The 22,538-nt window shown below is 33.3% G+C and carries 16 protein-coding genes; 2 read left to right on the forward strand and 14 right to left on the reverse strand.

The features are described from left to right. Positions 1-49: 49 nt before the first annotated feature. From KO509_RS09310 to KO509_RS09320, 3 genes are read right to left on the reverse strand one after another with little or no spacing between them, the layout of a single operon-like run. Positions 50-1,072 (reverse strand): hypothetical protein, encoded by a 1,023-nt coding sequence (locus tag KO509_RS09310; RefSeq protein WP_215973005.1) that lies wholly within the window; start codon positions 1,070-1,072, stop codon positions 50-52. Positions 1,073-1,120: 48 nt separating this feature from the next. Beyond that, positions 1,121-2,320, reverse strand: a complete 1,200-nt coding sequence (locus KO509_RS09315) for a cysteine desulfurase (RefSeq protein WP_215973006.1) — start codon at positions 2,318-2,320, stop codon at positions 1,121-1,123. A 12-nt stretch (positions 2,321-2,332) separates the two neighbouring features. Beyond that, a complete protein-coding gene (locus KO509_RS09320; RefSeq protein ID WP_215973007.1) occupies positions 2,333-3,754 on the reverse strand; it encodes a hypothetical protein in 1,422 nt (473 codons plus the stop codon). 184 nt (positions 3,755-3,938) lie between these two features. Between KO509_RS09320 and KO509_RS09325 the strand changes: the two genes are divergently transcribed. Both KO509_RS09325 and KO509_RS09330 read left to right on the forward strand, forming a co-directional pair. Further along, on the forward strand, positions 3,939-4,832 hold the full coding sequence (locus KO509_RS09325; protein ID WP_215973008.1) for a polysaccharide deacetylase family protein: 894 nt from the start codon (positions 3,939-3,941) through the stop codon (positions 4,830-4,832). Continuing rightward, complete coding sequence (locus KO509_RS09330; RefSeq protein ID WP_215973009.1) at positions 4,825-6,045, forward strand: glycosyltransferase; 1,221 nt, start codon at positions 4,825-4,827, stop codon at positions 6,043-6,045. Before KO509_RS09325 ends, KO509_RS09330 begins: the two co-directional genes overlap by 8 nt. Positions 6,046-6,049: 4 nt before the next feature. On the opposite strand, the gene KO509_RS09335 is transcribed toward KO509_RS09330, so the two are convergent. The 11 genes from KO509_RS09335 to asnB (KO509_RS09385) form a co-directional block, all read right to left on the reverse strand. Beyond that, positions 6,050-8,014, reverse strand: coding sequence for a cadherin repeat domain-containing protein (locus KO509_RS09335; RefSeq protein WP_215973010.1), 1,965 nt, complete (start codon positions 8,012-8,014; stop codon positions 6,050-6,052). Between the two features lie 44 nt (positions 8,015-8,058). Next, positions 8,059-9,246 (reverse strand): glycosyltransferase, encoded by a 1,188-nt coding sequence (locus tag KO509_RS09340; RefSeq protein WP_215973011.1) that lies wholly within the window; start codon positions 9,244-9,246, stop codon positions 8,059-8,061. Beyond that, a complete protein-coding gene (locus tag KO509_RS09345; RefSeq protein WP_215973012.1) occupies positions 9,247-11,202 on the reverse strand; it encodes an acyltransferase family protein in 1,956 nt (651 codons plus the stop codon). Between the two features lie 2 nt (positions 11,203-11,204). Further along, a complete protein-coding gene (gene asnB / locus KO509_RS09350; RefSeq protein ID WP_215973013.1) occupies positions 11,205-13,088 on the reverse strand; it encodes an asparagine synthase (glutamine-hydrolyzing) in 1,884 nt (627 codons plus the stop codon). A gap of 7 nt (positions 13,089-13,095) precedes the next feature. After that, the gene (locus tag KO509_RS09355) at positions 13,096-14,151 is read right to left on the reverse strand and encodes an acyltransferase (RefSeq protein ID WP_215973014.1); all 1,056 of its coding nucleotides are present in this window, start codon (positions 14,149-14,151) and stop codon (positions 13,096-13,098) included. 64 nt (positions 14,152-14,215) lie between these two features. Next, complete coding sequence (locus KO509_RS09360) at positions 14,216-15,400, reverse strand: glycosyltransferase family 4 protein (protein WP_215973015.1); 1,185 nt, start codon at positions 15,398-15,400, stop codon at positions 14,216-14,218. A 113-nt stretch (positions 15,401-15,513) separates the two neighbouring features. Further along, a complete protein-coding gene (locus KO509_RS09365) occupies positions 15,514-16,662 on the reverse strand; it encodes a glycosyltransferase (protein ID WP_215973016.1) in 1,149 nt (382 codons plus the stop codon). A gap of 12 nt (positions 16,663-16,674) precedes the next feature. Beyond that, complete coding sequence (locus KO509_RS09370) at positions 16,675-18,126, reverse strand: lipopolysaccharide biosynthesis protein (protein ID WP_354668415.1); 1,452 nt, start codon at positions 18,124-18,126, stop codon at positions 16,675-16,677. A gap of 90 nt (positions 18,127-18,216) precedes the next feature. Then, positions 18,217-19,494: an O-antigen ligase family protein gene (locus KO509_RS09375; RefSeq protein WP_215973018.1), complete on the reverse strand. Its 1,278-nt coding sequence runs from the start codon at positions 19,492-19,494 to the stop codon at positions 18,217-18,219. Positions 19,495-19,497: 3 nt separating this feature from the next. Further along, complete coding sequence (locus tag KO509_RS09380; RefSeq protein ID WP_215973019.1) at positions 19,498-20,643, reverse strand: glycosyltransferase family 4 protein; 1,146 nt, start codon at positions 20,641-20,643, stop codon at positions 19,498-19,500. Then, the gene (gene asnB / locus KO509_RS09385) at positions 20,640-22,535 is read right to left on the reverse strand and encodes an asparagine synthase (glutamine-hydrolyzing) (RefSeq protein ID WP_215973020.1); all 1,896 of its coding nucleotides are present in this window, start codon (positions 22,533-22,535) and stop codon (positions 20,640-20,642) included. Before asnB (KO509_RS09385) ends, KO509_RS09380 begins: the two co-directional genes overlap by 4 nt. Positions 22,536-22,538 lie beyond the last annotated feature (3 nt).

Raw genomic sequence — 22,538 nt, forward strand, 5'->3', positions numbered from 1 at the left:
AATACTTTTAAAACACATCATAGTAAACCACCATGCGACATAACTTAAATTATTTTCTACTTCCAACAACGCTTATAGAGTTAATAAGTTGCTTTAACTCTGAAATTTCTGGTAGATAGGGATATGCCTTAAGCCTTGCATCTTCACGACTAATATACCAAGGATTTTTCTTACTAAATTCATTAGGATATAAAAAGTCACCGACAATAGTATTATCATATATTTCAACAGTATTTGCTTGTTTATGCATAATAATCACATTGGCTTTTTCTCTATCTAATAATAGAAGATTATTTCTAATTACTATTCTATTAACCTCAAAATTATTTTTTACTTTTTCTAACCCATAAGAAATCAATTGGCTATTCGAGCTATTATTCCCTTGTTGTAAAATACTATCTTGTATGATTAATTCCCCGTAATTTGCAACATCAATTAATCTACTATCTTTAGCATCGAGTGATGCTAGAATACTATTTTTTACAACTGTTTTTCTAGAACGCGACTTTAAGCCACTTCCTTCTTTACCTGTTGACAATACTTGAGAATAACTAAAATAAAACTCTCCTACATTGGCATAAATAGCATGAGCATACCCTCTACCGGTTGCTTTTCCACCTAATCGCTCAAATTTAGAAAATTCAACATGTAAAAAACCTTCGTAATTATGAGAGGTCATAATGCCTGATTGGCTATCATGAGCATACAAGTTACGAACGGTTAAATTTTTCCCTTCAAAACGAATACAAGCTCCATTATGATCACGCACACTTATATTTTGGCACTCAATACTCTCAACAAGAACATTATCACCGGAAAGAACTAGCGCTGCTTTACCATCAACAGCAGCATCATCAAAAATGACATTATCCTCACCTATTATACTGATATTATCCTCTTTTATATAAACCCCTTGAGTATATATACCTGCTTTTAAGTAAATTTGGCTACCATCAACAATTGCTGATTTAGCTTCCTCTAAAGAAAAAAATTCTTTGCCATCAACAAATACATGCTCTGCATTACAATAATGAACTGTCATAAATAAAAGCATTGCAAAAATATTCTTCATAATTACCTACAGTATTTACATGTAAAAGTATAAAAAGTGAATGCTGACTTAATTTGACTTAACTAAGTTAATAAAGTTAGCTATTCCTTTAATCGCTTGTTCAATTTCATCTTTCGTATTATACAGCCAAAACGACAATCTTATAGAGGCACCTACATTGTAAAAATCATGCAGAGGTTGAGCACAATGAAAACCTGAACGTAAACAAATACCATATCTATCACTCAAACCACGTGCAACAATATGAGGAGAAATACCAGGTGATGTTAAGCTAAATGGACCTTGAATCTTGTCTTTTCCTCCAATAACATTCACCAATGGTAAGTTCTCGCGTAGGCATATGCTTGTATATTCAGATAAGGACTTAAAATGAGATTCGACATTATCCATGCCTAAGTCTAACAAAAATAAAACGGCGGCCTGTAAACCCACAACACTTTCTATTGCTGGCGTACCTGCCTCAAACTTCCACGGCGAGTTCTTAGCTTCAATACTATGTTGAGTGACACTTTCAACAGTAGAGCCACCATGCAGCCAATAGTCCATTTCTTCTAATAGCTCGGCTTTCCCAAAGAGTACTCCAACCCCCGAAGGAGCACCCAATTTATGACCACTAAAGACCAAGAAATCACATTGTATTTTAGCAACATCGATTTGGGTATGAGGAATAGATTGAGCACCATCGATCATTACTTTTGCGCCTGACGCATGACACATATTAACGAGTTTTTCTAAATCAAGCATATAGCCTGTTACATTTGAAGCATGCGTCAGGCTAACTAGCGCTACATCTCCCTTTAACAATTCTTGCTCTAATTCAAACCAGTTAATATCGCCATTGTCATCAAGACTTAACCGATGCACATCATGCCCCTGCCAAGGTAAATAATTTGAATGATGCTCACCAACGCTAGAAATGATTCGTCCTTTACCCGAAAAAGCTTTAGCAACTAGGTTTAGTCCTTCTGTCGTGTTCCTTAAAAACACAATTTCATTGGCTTCTGATCCAATAAAAGCGGCAACAATATCTCTAGTGCTTTCATAAAGTTCAGTTGCTTCATCACCTAAAAAATGAACCGAACGATGTATATTCGCGGTTCTATTCGTTAAAACATCAGTCACCGCATCAATCACACATTGTGGTTTTAATGCCGTGGCTGCGCTATCTAAGTAGATAAGTGGCTTTCCGGTAGGTGTTACTCTTTCCAAAATAGGAAATTGTGCTCTTATTCCATTAATATTTTTCAAAATCATCCTTAATTATCTTTTATTTCTAGTTTTAACCGATAAGAATTTTCCACTTTGCTCTGGCAGAATAAATTCACTAATTTTTATAACAGGAGACTTAGGTAATTCAAGTAAAACTTGAAGTTGTTCTGATAGCTTTTTTGTATCGAAATCATTTAAACATACAATAACAACTTTAAAAATTTTAGGGGTAATAATTTCTAACTGAAAGTTAATAATATCGGGAAATTGAAAAAAAACATTCTGAATCTCAATAGTCGTTAGATATTTTCCTGATGGTAAATTAAAGCACTCCTGTTTTCGTCCTAAAATTTCTATTTTTCGAGGCAAACTATTTTTAGTGTCATATTCAATAACCTTAGCGATATCACCAATCTCATATCGAATAATTGGCATAGCATAATTATTAAGATCGGTAACAATAACTCTACCAGGTGTATTTAATTCAGCATATTCACCTGTGTTATCGAGCACTTCCAAGCATACCATAGCAGAATAAATATCAATTACATGAGAATCAGACATTGTACAGCCAATAGATCCTACTTCACCCGTGCCATATACATTAATATATTTAGCTTGAAAAACACGCGTAATACTTTCAACTAGCGCTTTTCCTGCCAAGCCACCATAAGGTAGAAGAGTTTTAACATCAGGAAATATAAGTTGTCGTTGTTCTGCACGTTTAGCTAGCCACAAAAGAAAATGAGGTAGCGCTCTAATAATTCGTACTTTATTTGCAATTATACTATCTAAATACAGATCTAATTGTTGACACATTTTCTCCCAAGGAGCGGAATCTATAGGCATTAACACTTTACGATTTAACATAATTTGTCGTTCAAACCGACCGCGTAAATCTGACAAGGTAGAAGGTGTAAATAATTTATTATTTTTGAAAGCCCACCAAAAAAAACCACCTATAGGCTCTGGTCCTTGATCAGAGAAACCACAGACAACATTACAAGCACTAGGAGGAATATCAACAGATTTATAACCCAGCGCAGACCCCGTTGCGAGTTTAAGGTTCAAATGCTCTGCTGCCCTTAGATAATCCCTTTTTACAAAGTCGACAACTACAGTCATTCTACCGGTAGTACCTGCTGAAGATAAGTATTGCCAATCCTCAGTACGATTTTTCACAGTAACTTGGTCTGGAAACCCTTGGGCATAAGTACTTTTTTGTGTGATAGGAATAATTCTGAGTAATTGGTAAGTCGTTAAACCTGGTTTTGTTTTGATTTTGTTAGGCCAAAATTCAGTATTATCAACGGCATGGTTTAAGATGTTTTCTAGCTTTAACTCTTCTGCAGTATATGTGTATGTTGAACGAGTAAGGAAATTAAGCATCTCTTTATAAATAGACCAAAAATTAGTTTTTGAGCACTTTTCAAAAAGAGGTATAAAAATCTTAGAGAGAAAAAAAGTCATCATGAAACCTATACCCCTTTATTTATATAATATTTACATCTAGCCAATTGTAAATATTACTCGATAGATTAAACTGAATACTATTAAAAACAAAAACTGTTATTAAAAGGATATAACTTCCTTCATGTTAAACCTACTATTATCGATAATTTATTGCCGCTCACGAACAAAGCTAAAAGAAAATCCCTTGGCAATTTTATATTATCATCATGTTTTTGAAACAAAAAACCAATATCATCCAGATGATATTATTGCAGTTGAATTTGATAAGAAAATAAAGTTTCTTAGTAAGTATTTTACTATATTATCATTACCAGATGCCATGAGGTTGCTAAAAACCAAGCGCCTCCCCCCTAAAGCTTTAGTTATTACCTTTGATGATGGTTATCAAGATAACTTTACCATAGCGGCACCCATATTAAAAAACCATGCATGCCCCGCCACATTTTTTATATCAACTCGTGGTGTTGAACAAGGTTACTTATGGAACGATGAAGTTGAACAGTTAATAAAAAACACGACAAAAAAAGTGATATCAAAAGATATTATTGGTGAAAAAATAACAATTAACAACAATGATGAAAAAAAACAGGCATTTGAGCTATTACTTAGCAAATTAAAATTCTTAAGCGATAATAAAAGAACATTACAATTAAAAAAACTTGCGGATGAACTAGGAAACATTGAATTTAAGCGTACTATGATGACAGAGCAACAAATTAACACATTGCATAATGACGGATTCACGATAGGTGCTCATACCCATAGCCATACCATTGTATCAACTGAAACAAACGAAAATTGCCGAGCTGAATTATTAACCAATAAACAAAAACTTGAAAGCATAATAAAAAGCCCTGTGGACTATTTGGCTTTTCCCAATGGTCTGTATGGTCGAGACTTTCAAAAAAGTCATTGTGACACAGCAAAAGAATTAGGCTTTAAAGCTGCTTTTTCAACCAATGATGGTGGCGCTATAAGCACCAATACAATATGGCAAATCCCTCGATTTATGCCTTATAGAAAACAACATTCTTTATTTTCTCTTTCCATAGCCAAAATAGCAGGCGAACATGTCTAAAACAATATTAATGATTGCATTTGAATTCCCACCAAGTAATGGCGCATCTGTACCGAGAATAGAAAGCTTTTATCGATACTTAAAAGCATGGGGATGGAAAGTTATTGTACTAACCGCCAAACCGCATGCCTACCTCAATAAAAATGAAGATTATATTCAACACAATGATGACTTAGTCTATAGAACTACTGCTTTAGATGTTCAACGTCAATTGTCGTTCAAAGGTAAGTACCTTGAAGTAATGGCAACACCTGATCGTTGGGGCTTAACATGGATCCCTTCAGCAATAGCAAAAGGACGTACATTAATAAAAAAATATCAACCTGATGTCATTTGGTCGTCCTCACCAATACCTAGTACTCACTTCATTGCTAATAAGCTATCAAAAGGATCACACATTCCTTGGGTAGCCGATTACAGAGACCCTTTTCATTATATGAATGGTACCGCTGGCAAGTGGTTAGACAAATTCCATAAACGAATAGACCAAACAACTCTAAACAACGCCTCTCATATAACGTTTGCGACATCAGCGGTTAGAGATCTTTACGAACAACAGTACCAAGAAATAATTACAAAGAAAAACACGGTAATTGAAAATGGTTACGATGAAGCGAATTTTGAAAAGCTGGCGACATTAAAAAATAAAGCAACACCTTTTTCAGAGCAAAAGTTCTCCTTATATTATAGTGGTGTTTTATACGCCAATGGGCGAGATCCTGTGCCTGTTTTTAAGGCACTTTCAGCACTCAAAACATTAGGTCACATTTCAAATGATGATTTTGAATTAGTTTTTCAAGGTGCCGGTAATGGTGAGGATTTTAATGACCTCATATCAGAGCTTAATATACAAAACATGGTTAAGTTTATTAGTCCTGTGCCATTTTTAAACGCCTTAAATAATATGACTAATGCAGATGCATTATTACTTATTCAAGATAAACGCTTTAACAAACAAATACCTGGTAAAATATATGAATACTTAAGAACCAACAAACCGCTGCTAGTAAAAGCAGACACTAATGGAGAAACCTATAAACTAGCTACTCAGTTTCAAAATGTTCATGTAGGGAATACTACTGAAGAAATACAATCATCAGTATTAACCTTAATACTAAAAGACAAAATTATAAGCGAAAGAAACCTTGATAATTATAATAGAAAAGGAAAAGCTAAAATTTTAGAAAGTATTTTGATCAAACAGATTACTTAGTAGGTTATCGTAAATAATAATCAATAATTTTTATGTTATCGGTAGGGGCGTCATGACCGTCCCCTTTATTATATGGCCAACGAGTGCCTATGTGTTTACCTAATTTTGATACATCTTTAACAGCAAAAAATACTTTTTTATAATTATTTTCCACTTCATCTGGTAGCTCAAACCGAGTCCAAACATTAGATGTCCAACCATTAGATCGTCTTAATAAATACTCACTATTCACTCCCGCAACCTCTATGCCACTATAGAACATAGGTTTAATAAGTGTTGCTGCATAGAAATTATCATTGGTAATAGGCGCTGTAGACCAACGAACTTCAAAAGTAGAATTCATGTCGTCATTATATTGTTGATAAGACTCATCATGAAAGCCTATTTCCCATACGTCTTTACTTTTCCAGTAACCTATCCACAATGAAGTGATAGATTCATCATTTTGCTCGGTTTCAACCATATCATTAGAGCTAAAGTAATTTAACTCATCAATATTAAAACTAGTTTTAACGCTTTGCTGCTCTCTGATCTCAAAATAAAAACGGCTAATCTGCTCAAAATAATTTTTTTGATATGACTCCTGTGGAGGATTATTCTGGAGTGTACCTTTACCCCCTCTTATATGTTGAGGATGTTGGTCTAATAAAACATGTATCCAAGCACCAGGATTTATAGCTAAATAATGATAGTAATGCTGATTACCTTTACCTTCATACGGACAACCATCACCAGTGCCATAAGCTGGCTCATTTGCTTCCCAACACAAGTAAGTGCCTATATGGAAATTATTACCAATACTTTCTTTACCGCCATCATCATTTAACTCCTTCATACCTTCGGTTTTCAGATAAAAACTCATTCGATCTGTTTTAGCATTGGTTATACCACGATCCGATAAAGGCTTTCCATCATACCAAACCCACCAAGTACTACGATGATCGGTGCTATTAGCTGTTTCTGTTACTTGTAAGCTACCACCTATACTAGTTGACGGACTAATATCTACAGTATCAATTAAAGCAGTATTGTCTTTACCGTAATCCCCTTTATTAAAAGAACGAGCCCCCCAACCCCATTGATATTGTTCTCCGCCACCAATAGGTCCATCATCGTTTAGTAACCACCCTGGGTTGCCGTAAGCAATATCATTATGCCAAGTCCAGCCATCGAAAAATTTCTGTGAGCCCTCATTCCAATTAAGCAAAGTATTATACTGACTTACGATAGGTATATCATTTTCATAATTAGGAAGAACATCCACTACAAATTTTTTACTGCTTGCTGTGCCATCGGTACTATTCGCTTCTATTTCAATTTCATGAGCTAGTGCCTGTTGTGCATTAAGTATACTGCCATTGGCAACCGTTACTACACCTGAACCATTATCAACCTTAAACCTTCCAGCACCATCTTCTAATAGCTTGTAAGCCACACTATCTTTAACGTCTATTGCATTCGCTGTTATTCCTACCTCTACCCCATTTTCAACACGTTCTGAAATCTCATTTGGTAGAAGATTTATATCAATTATCCCGCTGATAGGTAATTTCTCAGTGCTTACATCGATAGTAAATTCTTGTGTATTCTTTTGACCATCTTGATCAGTTGCTTGTACATTAATAGTGTGATTAGATAACAGAGACCCATTAAACAAAAGATAATCAGATACATATACTACACCACTATTTTCATCAATTGAAAATCGCCCTTCTGCAGAATCAAGCATTTGATAAGTAACTGTCCCAGTACCTTCAGCATATACAGTAATACCAACATTAACCTTATTCACTAATATGGAGTCATTTACTTGATTAGGAGACAAATCTTGATCAACAAGTTGACTTAGCGAATTATTATCGTGACTTACTTTATTTGCCAGCTGAGGTGTATCTTCGCTGCCGCATGCCTGTAAAAACAAGCAGAGCATTGTGAATAACGCAGTTAAGATAATTTTTAAATTTAGCATCAGGTAATATTTCGTGTGAGTTAAATAGCTTTGCTTTGTTTAGTTTAGTTTAGTACATCCATAACTTCTTTCGCACACCAATCCCAAGTATACTTTTTAAATACTAATGCCTGTTTATTACGATCATGCTCACTAGATAATAAATCAATAAGGCGATTAGTTATTTCATTTTGATTTTCATTCTCTACATAATACCCCAGATTATCTTCACTTGTCATAATTTCAGGCACACTACCTACATTCGTTGCCACAGCTGGCGTACCACAAGCTAATGCTTCGGTTAATACATTGGGACTTCCCTCTCCTCTACTTGACAAACAAAAGACATCCGCAGCATTGTACCAAGTAATCAATTCGCTATTAGCAACAGCACCAACAAAGACCACCTGTTCTTGTAAGTTATGTTGTTCAATAAACTGATTAAGCTCTCTACGGTAATCACCTTCTGGCCCTTGAGACCCTAAAATATAAAACTTAGTGTTTTCTAAACCTTTCGTGGCAATTATTTTCTTTAAGCCTTTAATAACCAAGTCAAAACCCTTACGATAAATAAGTGCACCAACACCTAGAATAATTTTTTCATTTAATGGCAAATTTAATTTTTCACGACATTCTTTTTTATCTAAATAATAAAACTTATTGGTATCAACACCGTTTCTTATGACCGTGGTTTTATTAGCCGTTTCAGCCAACTCATTAGCCGTTTGTGCCATTTCCTCGCTAAGAGAGATAACTTTATCTACTTTTTTAAGATAATAACTAACAATGTGCTTACGTAAGCCGGAATCTTGAAGATGAAATGCCTCCATACCACGTAAAGTAACATTAAAAGGAATATCAAATTTTTTCGATAGCCATGCCCCGGTAGGTAAATCAGGAAAGGTCCAATGTAAATCAATTAAATCAAAATCGGCCGGTAACGTTTTAACTATTGACCATACTGCCCGTCGATAACTAATAACCTCTAATGATTTTAAATGTCCTGGAATTGAAAAAAAACGCGGGTGATAAACATGTACTCCAAGAAGCTCTTCTTGCAACGGAATTTTTTGCAAACCTTTGAATTTATCAATATGCTTATGGACAGGAGAATCAGCAATCGGGTTAATTACCGTAATATCAGCATATTTACTCATCGCTTTTAAACGGTTTAATACAAAAATACCGTGATTCGGTTGTTCACTATTAGGAAATAAATAGCTAATCGCTAATATTTTTTTTCTTTTGTGCATTTATTCTCTCGTAAGTTTTAAAACGTTAAATAGTTTTGGAATTTGATCATTCTCGATTAATTCTTTACCGATTTGCCAAGACGATTGGATTTCAATATGACTCGAATCAAAATATATAGATTTTCCTCTCTTATATGGGCTGCAGCCGCCTTCACATAACACCGCATTAAAGTCAATATATTGAACATGCGATAACGTTTGAGAAAATGTTAATAATCTAGTATTTATAGCATCAATTTCGGCTTTATAGCTCTGTTCTAGATTAGAGCAATCTTTCCAAGGGTAAGTAATACTTTTAGCTAAGCAATGACGATCAAAGTTAATAAAAACAGGTGCTTTACCGATAATTATAACCTGGTGATTCTTTTTAACGAGAAAACTAATCGTTTGCTCAAAATCATCCATAAATCTAGGAGATCTTCTAGCATAATAATTATACGCCGCCGATATAAATATCGTTTTATATTGATCGAGTTTCGACTTGACCAAATCAAGAGAAGCCTGGCAATCATCATACCTTTCTACTTTTACATATGGTTTGGCATCATTGAATATAGGAGGGCATGCAGCATGAGAAACATTTCTAAATGCCCATTTTTGTTCCTTCGCTATACTTCCTAATACTCCTATATAATGAGCCGCATTAGAATCACCCCACAATAATATATTTGTATTTTTGTTACTACCAACAATACAGTCGGGATTAGAAAAATGTTTGTCTTCTAAACGCCAATATTGACAAATGTAGTCATACCGACTTGTTGTTTTAGCATAATTTGTTAATTCTTTTACTTCCGTTACATAGTTAGCGTTATAACTACGTATACCGACTCCCTTTGTAGTAATAACAAAAGCTGCCAATACAAGAATAGCCAAAGAAGGTAGAAATAATTGTTTAATTGTAAGCTGTGCAAAAGATAAATTTACATATCTAAAACGTTCTTCAACAAATTTCCAATTTAGCCACGACAAAAATAAAATACCGATAAATAACGCTATTGAGACAATGGCTGTCGGCTCACCATAGCCATAACGATAAAAAGCTAACAGTGGCCAATGTACTAAGTAGGCTGAATAAGATACTTTACCTAACCATAAAATTGGTTTAGTGGTTAACCAAACGGAAAAAGCAGATGATTGATTAAATCCAGACCAAATAAATAAAGCGGCTGATACCGTTGGAATTAAGTAAAGCCAACCAGGGAAAATCATATCTGGGGTGATAAAAAGACAAGATGCAATAATACAAATGATAGAAGTAATGAACAAAAAGCTATTATTTATAGGTTTTTTTATGACATTAAAATGTAGCAATGCTGCTAAAAGCGCACCAACTAAAAGTTCACCTGCTCTTGTTGGCAACATATAATAAACAAAAGAGTGATGATCTTTCAGTAAAAGTTGAGCAATCGTCGCAGATGCAATAATAGTCAAAATTAAAAGCGCAATAAGAATAAATTTATTGAGCCTGGGCAATAACAATAAAACCATTAATGGCCAAAAAATATAAAACTGCTCTTCTACCCCTAATGACCAATAATGTAAAAGAGGTGTTGTATAGCTTCCTACGGCAAAATAACTTGTATCTTGAAACTTCCAAAAATAAATATTAGATAAAGAAAATGTTGACCAAATACCCGAATTTGCTACTTTTACGGCATCTTCAGGTAAAAACAAAAATTGCGCGAGTAGAATAGTAATAAAAATAACCGAAAAAGCCGCAGGTAAAATGCGTTTTATTCGCTTTGCATAAAAATCTTTTATTGAAAATGTATTTTTCGAAACAGATTTGAAAAGCTGACTAGAAATTAAAAAACCAGAGATTACAAAAAAAATATCAACGCCCACAAAACCACCAGGCAAGTATTCATGGTTTATATGAAAGACAATAACTACAAATACTGCAATAGCTCTTAATGCATCAATATGTGAATAGTAGCCACTTTTATTACTCATTATTAATCCGTATTATTCCTAAGCCATTCTTCTAACACCACTAATTGCCATAATGTTTTATGGTGGTCAAACTTATCACTATTATGTTCTTGAATAAGTTGTTTAATACGCGATTTTTTAAAAAACTGATGTAACTTAGTTTCAGCTGATAACAATAAATTTTCAGCGTAATCTCTCAATTCATTTTGAAACATTAATTTAAGTGGTGTAGGGAAACCCATTTTTTTACGATAAATAATGTCGTTGGGTAAAATACCTTCCATCATTTTCTTTAATGGGTATTTGCCTTCGCCTTTTTTAATTTTATGCTTACTTGGAATAGTCGCCGCAAATTCAACTAAACGATAATCTAAAAATGGAACTCGTAATTCAAGCGATGCGGCCATACTCATTCTGTCAGCTTTAATTAGTAAATCATCAACTAACCAAGTTTTCGTATCAAAATAAAGCATTTTACTTAATGCATCGGCTTTTTTTGTTTTTTCAAAAAGGCTTTTGGTGTAATCACGGCTAGATACTTGTGAGTCTTGTTCAATTTCAGCTTTAAATTCGGGTTTATAAAGCGCTTCTTTTTCATGGTCAGGGTAAGTAGACATACCTTTATAACGTTGTTCTATGGGTAACGTAGCCATGGTTAAGTACTTAGATATTTTATGGCTCTTACCTAACACCTTATTCGACACACCAGCAAAAAAATTACTGCCAGTTTGCCCGACTACGGCACGATATTTATCTAAGACATTCATGTATTGATATAAGTCATAACCTGCAAATATTTCATCTGAACCTTCACCTGACAAGGCAACGGTTACTTTTTCTTTTGCTAACTTAGCAACAAAGAATAATGAAATAGCTGCCGCTTCAGTAACAGGCTCATCCATTAAAGAAATGTATTCAGGAATAAATTCTTTAAATTGAGCCGGTGTTATTTTTATCTCGTGATGATCTGTTTTAAATTTATCGGCAATAATTTGTGCATACGGTGTTTCATCAAAGCCTTTACCAAAGTCATAACCTATAGAAAAAGTTTTTAATGGCTCTGTAACTCTATCAGCAAGTAAACCAACAACTGCACTAGAGTCGATACCACCACTGAGGAAAATACCTAAGGGCACGTCACTGCGTAAACGTAAATCTATAGCGCTGTCTAATAATTTTTTACTACCATCAACATAATAATCAAAACCTTTGTCATCACTATTATTAGCAAACGATAAGTCCCAGTATTGTTTGATAGAAAAACTACCGTCTTTAAAAATACCATAATGTCCTGGCATTAAACGCTTAATACCTTGGTGTAAGGTGTTTTCACCTGGGATATAACCAAAGCTCATGTAACTATCGATTAATTGCACATTGAGTGCAGGCTTTTTATCTAAACCTTTTAAAATAGCTTTGGTTTCAGAAGCAAAAATAAATTCTTCATCACTTTGAAAATAATAAACAGGTTTTATTCCTAAACGATCACGCGCTAGAAATAGCTCTTTTTTATTACCATCCCAAATAGCAATGGCAAACATGCCATTAAAATGTTTTAAGCAATCAACCCCATATTCTAAATACGCTTTAAGAACAACTTCAGTGTCGGCACCGGTTTCAAAGGTGTAACCTTTAGTTTCTAGTTCCGCACGTATTTCAAGATAATTATACACTTCACCATTATAGGAAATAACACAATTATGTGCAGCTTCAACGCGTGGTTGATGACCAGCGGGTGTTGGATCAAGAATACTTAAGCGTAAATGCGCCAAGCCTATTTTTTCAGCCTCATCAAACCAAAGACCGTTACTGTCAGGACCACGATATGGCATAGTATCGCGCATTGATTTAAAACGACTTTTGTCGATTGTCCCATTAAAATGAATTTTTCCTAAAATACCGCACATAATGCTTTCAATTTCCTTTAAAAGAGGCTAGTTTCATTAGTTGTTTTTTGCAAATTCTATTTGTCGTTGTCTCAACATATTTATTAATGATTAATGCTACAAGAACACATGCCACGGTAGTGAGAATAATAGATATAACAATAGAATGCGTATATTTATACATTGACTCTATTATTACATAGCCTACTTCCTGGTGAATTAAGTATAATGAATATGATATTGCACCCAATTTTATCAGAATTCGATTCTTTAAAAATTCCAATTTATTATTTATAAATAAATGGAATAATAAAAAATACAAAGAAACTAATGTGGATGAAATAATATTAACTCTATTAATTTCAAATAGGCACAATATCCATTGAAATAACATGAGAGTATATATAAAGACATACGTAGAAATACTTATATTGTTCAAACTATTAACATCTTTTTTATATTCCCATATTTTATAAAAAACAATACCAGCCCAAAATAAATGTAGATGAGGAAATAGTGATATGTATTGTAGTTTTATATGTACGGGATATAGAATATTGAATATTGTAAAAAACAAAAAGCCTATAAAAGTTATAATTAAAGGTTTTATTGTAATCTTTCCTGATTTACCAAATAAAATGGCAATCATAAAATAAAAAAACAATTCATACATTAAGGTCCAATATGAACCATCAATAGGTTCTCTCCAAAAAAACTGTGGAGCCATTGTTAAATTAAATAAAAATTGGTCCCAATTAATAGTACTCTGCTCACGAAAGAAATAAAGCACTAAACTAGTAAAAATCACACAAAACCAATAAGTAGGAAATAATCTAGAGAATCGTGAGATAGCAAATGCAGTAACATTGCGCCCTTTCTCTAACGTTAATGAAATAACAAAACCACTAATAATAAAAAACAGTTCAACACCATAACGGCCTATACTCAATTCTAACCATTCAGGGGGATACTGCTGAGCTCCATATCCATATTTAATACCATAAACCACAATAAAATGATGCAATACAACAGCTAACGCTGCTAAGCCTCTTAAGCTATCGAGAACCTGTAATCTTTCTTTCATTTATTGAAGTTCCGCTATTTATGCTAAGCATATGAATAAACATTTTTATTAACAAATCAAAATTTTAACTAATTGATTCTACTTGATGAAATAATTTTATATAAGAAGAGAATACTACTTTACTACTAAAGCGCTTATCTATTGTAGTAGAAAAATTTTCAATTAGGCAATTAATTTCATGTTCATTTTTTAAAAACCTCACCAACTGTTGATACCACACCAGTGCGGTATTTTCCGTTATTAGTATGCCATCATAATCAGGTGAAATTATTTCTTTCACTCCTCCTACTGCATGAGCCATTATTGGAATATTTAACAAGCCTGCTTCAAGTAAAGCTAGACCAAAAGGTTCATCCCTAGATGGTAATAAAAACAACTCGGCTTTACTTAAAATTTGCATTACATGCTTATGAGAAAGATCGGTATAAAATACAATACGATCAGATAATCCGAGTTGATTAACCAAATTTTTAAGTTCCATTAAATATTCGGTTTGCCTGCCAATAAATACAAGTTGATGATTATGAACTGGATAATTTTCATTTAATAATTGAAAAGCATGAATCAATATATCCTGTCCTTTTTTAGGTTCAAATGTGCCTATATTAACAAAATAAGGATTTATTAATGATTTATTTTCATTAATAGGGAATGAATAGTTTTTTATTTTCTCGCTATCAATCCCATTAGGTATCACTACTATTTTTTCACTATATAAACTAGATTTTTTAATTAATCTTTCTTTCATTGATAAAGAACAAACAACTATTCGGTAAACAAGTCTAGAAAAATATTTTAGAGCCTTTTCTGTTGTAGTTATATGCAATTGGTCGATATCAGCCCCATGAAAACTAAAAACCAACCTAATTTTAAATAACTTACAAATGTTTAGTAAGCTCAATACATTCGCAGTTGGAAAGTGAACATTAATCACCTGAACATTATGCTTCTTAATTACCATATACCATTGAAAATACATTTTAGGCTTTTGAATAAAAAGGTACTTAATTTTTTTTGCGTAGGTATTACAACAACTTATATCTGTTGTGGGTATTCTGATAACTTCATATTCTTTGTTATCATCGTTAGTCTTCTTTTGCCAATTATTAATATGTAATATGACATTATAAGGGGAGTCTGGTAACACAAACTGACTAATGAGATCTTTAACAACTGTATTTACACCACCTTTTTTATAAAGCTCCCATGGTATAGATAGGACCACAGAGGGCTTATTACTATTTGCCATTTAATTACCCCCCCTACTCCTATAATGCTTATGTAGATTACGTATAGCAAAGTAATTAAACATAAAACAGTTATTTCAAATTTTATTTACAACATCTTGTCTTATAATCTCCCCTAAAGTATTTCCGATATAATATTTAAAATTGATTCTGTCCTCTTTTTCCATGTATTATTTTGCGCTACATTTTTACGAAGTAAAACATTTTCGTCTGTATCTTTACTACTCAATAAATTATTTATTTCGTTCACCCATTCATCAACCTCGTGTCTAATTGCGATAACATTTTCAAATTCGAATGCACTATCAATAGGAGAACAAATAATTGGTTTACCAACAGTTAAATATTCATGTAATTTAAGAGGGTAACCTGCATTTGCAAATGAATCAGGATCTGTGCGGTAGGGAATAATGTTTATATCCATAGCATTCATATAACTAGGTACATCAGCTAACTTCTGATTACCTAAAAAATAAACATTAGAAAGAGCTTTAAGTTTACCCATATCTTCATTTTGAAAGCTATCGATTGTTCCCTCAGAACCTACAACATAAAAATCACAATGACTTAACGATTGAAATAATTGCAACAGAAGTGAAATATCAATTTTTGCATTTATTGATCCTGTATAACCCACTTTAGGACGATTAATTTCACTATTAATGCCTATTACTTTGTTATTTACGTTAGAAAATAGTGTGAAATCTACGCCATTTGGTACGAAATATACCTTTTCAGGCTGATGAAAGCGCTCTATATAATTTTTTTGAAGAAGTTTAGACGTTGTAAACATGACATCTGCTTTTTTTAATAAAAGTTCTTCTCCATTTTTAGCTACATCATCAGAATACAAGCTATTAAAGTCATCATAAGGATGGTAAACAAGAAAATCATGAGGTATCTCATCAATATATTCACCATATATAGGATTGAAAACATACAAGATAGTACGATAATCAGAATCTATACGGCGTTGAATCTGCTTTACAAAATTCTTTTTTACGAGGTTGTCCCAACTCTTCAACTTTGTAATACGTAACATGTACTTAGGGAATTCTATATTATAAACGTTGTTAACCTTAGTATTGGTACCAAAAAAAGGCGCAGCCTTAAACCTCGATAATTTTCTATCCCAGTGCTTAAAAGGTGCGTTCGAATATATTACATTATGCTCTTCACCTATAATCGAAAACAAGTGTTGCCTATTCATCCAAACACCCTCCCACCTATTTGGTGCGAGAACAATAAAATTATATTTTTCCAAAACACATTCCTTTTAAATAATCTTTAATTTACTGAGCATTTGCATTTCTATCCCTTTGGGTTTACCTACAGCCCACCAAAAGAATAATATACAGCTAACGTAAGTGATGACACCAATAACAATCAATAACATCAAATTTAAAAAATCTACATCAATGATATAAAGTGATTTCATTACCCATATCATAATACTCATTATTAATGATGAGAGGACAGGCCTATATAAAATAGCCATCATACTTCTGAAAGAAATATGAATTTCAAATTTTAACCATGAAAATGAAATAAAGAAGTTAATAATTGCACTGCAAAGCAATGCCTGCGCCGGACTTGATATGTTATCAAAGGATATGATGCCAAATAACATAATTAATAAAATAATGATCCTAATACCTGAAATCATAGTGGTTATTTTGGGTTTTCCTATCGCCATAAAGATATAACCATTATTTGATGACAGTGAAGTAACAAAAGCCGCTAACGATAACAACTGAATAACTTCAATAGCCCCTATCCACTTTTCACCTAAAACTACTGGAACAAAGTAATCGGAGACACTAAACAGACCTAAAGCAGCAGGAAGCGCTAATATTGTGATCATCGAACACGTACTATAAAATAATAAAGTTAATTCTTTTAAGTTATCTTTTGCTTTAGAATATGCTGGATATGAAGCCTTATTAATTGGTGCACCTATCTCTGAAACAGGTAAAGTCGCCATTTCTTGACTTATAGAATAGAGCCCTGCAGCTTTTGTAGAAATCATTTTTCCTACAATCAAATCAATACTTTTATTGTTTATATAATAGAAAATATTATTAACCATTAACCATTTAGAGAATCTAAATAGTTCTTTTCCCCCTTTCATAGATAATGATGGAGAATAAGGTTTCATGATATAACTTTGAATTACGTTAAAAAGTGAAAGCGCTAACATACCATAAACTAATGCCAAGTAATTTCGCAAATACCACGCTAAAAATAAAGTAACGAAAAAACTAAATAATTTAGGAACTAACTGTAAGATCAGCTCTTTCTTAAAGTTCATATCCCTCTGAAAGTCTACAACTTTAATATTGATTAATGCATTAAACAAGAACATTAGCGCAACCCATCTAAACACTTCTATTAGTCGTTGATCATCAAAGAATGAAGCTAAGCTGGATGCCATAAAAAACATTAAGCTTGATGCTATTATGCCGAAGCATAAATTAATCGTAAAAGTAGTATCATAATCAGATTTTTGAGGGTCGGTTTTTTGAATAATTGCAGCATTGAAACCAAATAAACCAAATAGCTCGATAAATGAATAAATTGACATAACAATTGCTATAACCCCAAAATCCTCAGGAGTTAAAAGCCTAACTAAAATAAGAGAACTAATTATCCCTAAACTTTTTACTAACAATCTAGTAATAAGCATCCAGATAGCACTAGAGCCTAACTTTCCCGCTAAAGTAGACATTTAGGTTTAACCTTATTTATTTTCCTAAAATGAAAGATTATATAAATTAATATCGGTGTTTTTTTTATGAATTTAAGTATTATCTGCATTTTATTTCTGATTGTTTTCTACTAGGGGTCTATTCAAAATATTACTAGCAATTATTATAAGCGCAATCATCCAAATTGTTATTTCTAACACTTTACTATTGGAAAACTGACTTGCTGCCATAACCCCAATCATTCCGCCAGTTAAACCCAACATGATAAGCCTTAGATCACGATCATATTCTTTATTTTTTGACATTGATAAACCTCTTTTAACCACACCCAAAATAATCAGAAAAAAGAGTCCTCCTCCTATAATTCCATGATCAGCTAACATTGTCATTGTTAAGTTATGCGAGCCACGTAATGCTCCTGCGGTAGTATTCGTTAAGTATTTTTGATCAATATATAACGGACTTAGTAGTAGTGTTGTACGATGACCATTTCCTATTAAAATATCCTCTTTAAACATTTCTATTTGCGCATTAATAATAATCATTCTTGATTGAGCGCTAACATCTATTTCTTCAGAGCTTTCTGCTGATATAATAGATTCTATTCTATTAACAATTAAATCGATCGACACAAACGATAAGGCAATTAATGCAACAGCTCCCCACTTTATTAATGTACCTTTAAATTCTTTTGCCGAGAATAAAACTAAAAACAAGCCGGTTGCAACTAAAGCCCCTATTGCTCCGCGACTACCCGACATAATAATGAGATTACCTGCAAAAGCTAACGGGATAAGTAACCAGTATTTCTTTTTGATTGCATTACTCAGGAATAAGAAAGCTGCTGTTACTACTATAGGAATAACATGTATTGCGAGTAGATTGGAGTCATCTATACTTGGCAAGCCCGCTCGTTCAAACCTACCTCCACTGTGCGTTTGCAAAGCAGTAAAGCCAATATAAGCACAACCGATTAAGTTCGTTAAAATTACAACAATAAGCTTTTGTTTTGTATTAACTATTGTTATTAATAAAAAGTATAGAATGAGCAACTTTACTAATAAAACAAAATATATTTGATGCCATCCGGTACTTAAAACAAAAGGAAATTGAAGTCCAACAAATACTACAAACGCAATCAATAATTTTGTTTCTTTAAACTTAAGCCAGTCCCTTTTGTTTTTTTCATGTATAAATACGCTAATTAGCGTTAATACAGCAACAATCAATGTCCATCTCATTTCCGGCAAAAAAGCCCCCCAATATTTACCAGGAGGATGCATATAAAAACAAAAGAAATATAGCAAAATACCTGCCATGGGCTTTTTTAATGTATATAATGCTCCAACCATAAAAACAAGAACAAAACCAATCGCTGTAATAGGCATAACTTATCTCTTTTGGGTACTATTTTCAGTTTCAAATAGCTTAACAATACGCTTAGCGTTCTCTTGCCAAATAAATTGCTTATCTACCACACTCGATTTAACTGCATTACGAAGAACGTCTAACTCATTAATATGCTCAATAGCATACTCCAATTTTTCAATAAATGATGTTTGATTACCTTTTTCAAAAAACAATGCTGTTTCATCACTTAGTATTTCTCGAATATTTGGGTACTCTGGCGCAATAATTACACTACCGACAGCCATGTATTCAAACATTTTAAGGGGCGATGCATAAGCGGTAACGTCTGGTTGTAAAGCAATGTCAAACTGTTCAACATAATCAAGCACTTTATCGCGAGTGACCAAACCTGCGAATTCAATTTTATCACTAATACCAAGCGCCTCTGCTTGGGCTTTTAATTCTGGCAATATATTACCATCACCCACACAAATTAGTTTTAGCGGTAATGCTTTATATTTTGCTATGGCGTCAATAGCTTTGTCCATGCCATGCCAAGGGTGAATAAAACCCGTAAAACCAATCACAATGTCTTTTTTATCTTGTTGTATTGGTTTAGCAAGCATTTCATCAATAAACGATTGGTTAACTCCATTATGTATAACCGTGATATTGCTTTCTTTTACACCCACAATACGAAGATGCTCTGCTAATACGTTAGTAACTGGCAAAGTGTGTGTTGCATTCTTCCACGTGTAATTTTCAATCCATTTAGCGAACTTTACTAACGACAAACCACTATAACGACTACGCTCCTCAACCAAAGGAGCATTCACCTCTAAAATTAAGGGTATCTTAAATAACTTACTCGCCCATATTCCTGCTGGTTGATAAAGATTATATCGCTCATAAATAAATTCAGGTTTGAATTGTTTTATGGCTATCACTAACTTAACGAATATCCAAAAACTGTATGTGAGCTCTAATAACTCGTATAACGCTCTAGGTAATTGTTTTTTTAGTTTTGTTACAAAGCCACCGTCGTGGCCAAAATCGCTATTTTCATTAAGCGATGGGGCTACAAACTTAAGTTCATGCCCCTGTTCAAGAAGCGCATTAGTTAATTCTTCAACATGCACAAATTGACCATCTTTTGAAGCAATACGATGATGATATAAAATTTTCATAATTTATTATTATTTTTCCTAAAAAAAGCTTCCAAAATAAGAATTGCCCAAATTAACACGCCATTATTTTTTTTTCGTTTATGGTGATCGTTTAGTAACTGCCTAAGGTGTAGTGCATTAAAAATATTTTCTGATAGTAAATGCTCTGATAAAATACGTTTTTCTAATGTATCTAAAGGGATTTGTCTTATCCATTCATCAAGCGGGGCTGTAAACCCCATCTTCTCACGATTAAGAACAAATTTTGGAACAATACATTTGAGCGACTCAGCCAAAGCAGCTTTAACTTTTCTTCCTTTCAAGTTTACGCTAGGCGCTAAACTTAAACCATATTCTACTAGATTATGATCTAAAAACGGCACTCGAGCTTCTAATGAACCGGCCATACTTGCCCTGTCAACCTTAGTTAATATATCGCTTGGTAAGTAGGTTTTAAAATCAATATACTGAACCTGTTTTAATACACCTAGTCCTTTCACTTCACTCGCTAATTTTTGAAAAAGTGATAACGAAGTATAACCATTTAATTTGGAGATAAAATCTAATGAGTACAAATACGTAATTGTTTTATTATCAGCTAACGACATTGAATTATGGTGACTAGTTATCCCATCACTACTTAAGGAGTTGAACGTAGATTTTGCTCTCATGAATCTAGGTAGGCTATTGAAGCGTGGGTATATTTTACCTAGAAATGAAAATATTGGTTTGTTGATACCACCAGGGAAAAACCTTCTAATTTTTTCTTCCATATTAAGCATTTTATAATTCCGATAACCAAAAAAAAGTTCATCGCTACCGTCTCCCGACAGAACGACTTTAACACTTTCTTTAGCGGCTTTGCTTAGTATTAGGGTTGGTATAGCTGAGTTGTCAGCAAAAGGTTCGTCAAATACATCAACAAGTAAATCAACTAGCGATAAATCGTGTACGGACACATTAGTTGTTGAATGCTGAGTTTTAAATTCTTGTGCTACTCTTTCTGCAAAACTTGATTCATCATATTGAGAAAGATCAAAACCTATTGAGCATGTATTAAGATTTGTCGTTATTTGTTCGCTCATTAATGCGACAATAGCAGTTGAATCTAGCCCTCCGGATAAGAATGCCCCCAAGGGCACATCAGCTATCAGACGTTTTTTCACCGACTCATTAAGTAATTTTTGCAAATGTTCATTGTTACATTCTTTATTATCTTCAGAAATGAAGGTCTTAACATCCCAATAACATGTAGTTTCTACATTCTTATCTTGTTCATTAAGTAATATATAATGGCCTGCAGGAATTTTGTGAATACTTTTATAAATCGACTTGGGTTCAATAACATAACCCAGTGTTAGAAAGTCCTCTAAAGCTGCCTCATTAATACTTGAATCTATATCGCAATGTCGTTTTATTGCTTTTAATTCGGATGAAATAACTAGCTGATTTTTGTTTGTTATCGCCCAATGCAAAGGTTTAATGCCTAGTCGATCTCTAACTGCGAATAAAACTCGAGTTGCTTTATCCCACAACACAAATGCAAACATTCCATTAAATTTATCAACACATTTTGTATTCCAAGCCAGCCATGCATTAACAATAACTTCAGTATCACTATTCGTATTAAATGAAAAACCAAGTGCTATTAACTCACGCTTTAGTTCTTTAAAATTATATATTTCACCATTAAAGGTAACCGCTATAGTATTAGTTGCATCAACAAGCGGTTGTTGTCCGGTTGCTAGATCAATAATAGAAAGACGACTATGCCCTAGCCCGACATATTCATTAATATATATACCATTACCATCTGGGCCGCGATGATGTTGACTGGAATTCATGTGCTCTAAAGTATTTTTACCTTTAAAACTATCCCTGTCTAACTCATAAATTGCTACAACACCACACATAAA

It is taken from the genome of Colwellia sp. C2M11 (assembly GCF_018860915.1).
Lineage (GTDB): Bacteria > Pseudomonadota > Gammaproteobacteria > Enterobacterales > Alteromonadaceae > Colwellia.

What these genes read in the sequence shown, in the direction of transcription:
- KO509_RS09310 (WP_215973005.1), bottom strand. Translation starts at nt 1,072, where the DNA reads ATGAAGAATATTTTTGCAATGCTTTTATTTATGACAGTTCATTATTGT.
- KO509_RS09370 (WP_354668415.1), bottom strand. Translation starts at nt 18,126, where the DNA reads ATGTCTACTTTAGCGGGAAAGTTAGGCTCTAGTGCTATCTGGATGCTT.
- KO509_RS09380 (WP_215973019.1), bottom strand. Translation starts at nt 20,643, where the DNA reads ATGAAAATTTTATATCATCATCGTATTGCTTCAAAAGATGGTCAATTT.
- KO509_RS09330 (WP_215973009.1), top strand. Translation starts at nt 4,825, where the DNA reads ATGTCTAAAACAATATTAATGATTGCATTTGAATTCCCACCAAGTAAT.
- KO509_RS09345 (WP_215973012.1), bottom strand. Translation starts at nt 11,202, where the DNA reads ATGAGTAATAAAAGTGGCTACTATTCACATATTGATGCATTAAGAGCT.
- KO509_RS09340 (WP_215973011.1), bottom strand. Translation starts at nt 9,246, where the DNA reads ATGCACAAAAGAAAAAAAATATTAGCGATTAGCTATTTATTTCCTAAT.
- KO509_RS09360 (WP_215973015.1), bottom strand. Translation starts at nt 15,400, where the DNA reads ATGGCAAATAGTAATAAGCCCTCTGTGGTCCTATCTATACCATGGGAG.
- KO509_RS09320 (WP_215973007.1), bottom strand. Translation starts at nt 3,754, where the DNA reads ATGATGACTTTTTTTCTCTCTAAGATTTTTATACCTCTTTTTGAAAAG.
- asnB (WP_215973013.1), bottom strand. Translation starts at nt 13,088, where the DNA reads ATGTGCGGTATTTTAGGAAAAATTCATTTTAATGGGACAATCGACAAA.
- KO509_RS09355 (WP_215973014.1), bottom strand. Translation starts at nt 14,151, where the DNA reads ATGAAAGAAAGATTACAGGTTCTCGATAGCTTAAGAGGCTTAGCAGCG.
- asnB (WP_215973020.1), bottom strand. Translation starts at nt 22,535, where the DNA reads ATGTGTGGTGTTGTAGCAATTTATGAGTTAGACAGGGATAGTTTTAAA.
- KO509_RS09335 (WP_215973010.1), bottom strand. Translation starts at nt 8,014, where the DNA reads ATGCTAAATTTAAAAATTATCTTAACTGCGTTATTCACAATGCTCTGC.
- KO509_RS09375 (WP_215973018.1), bottom strand. Translation starts at nt 19,494, where the DNA reads ATGCCTATTACAGCGATTGGTTTTGTTCTTGTTTTTATGGTTGGAGCA.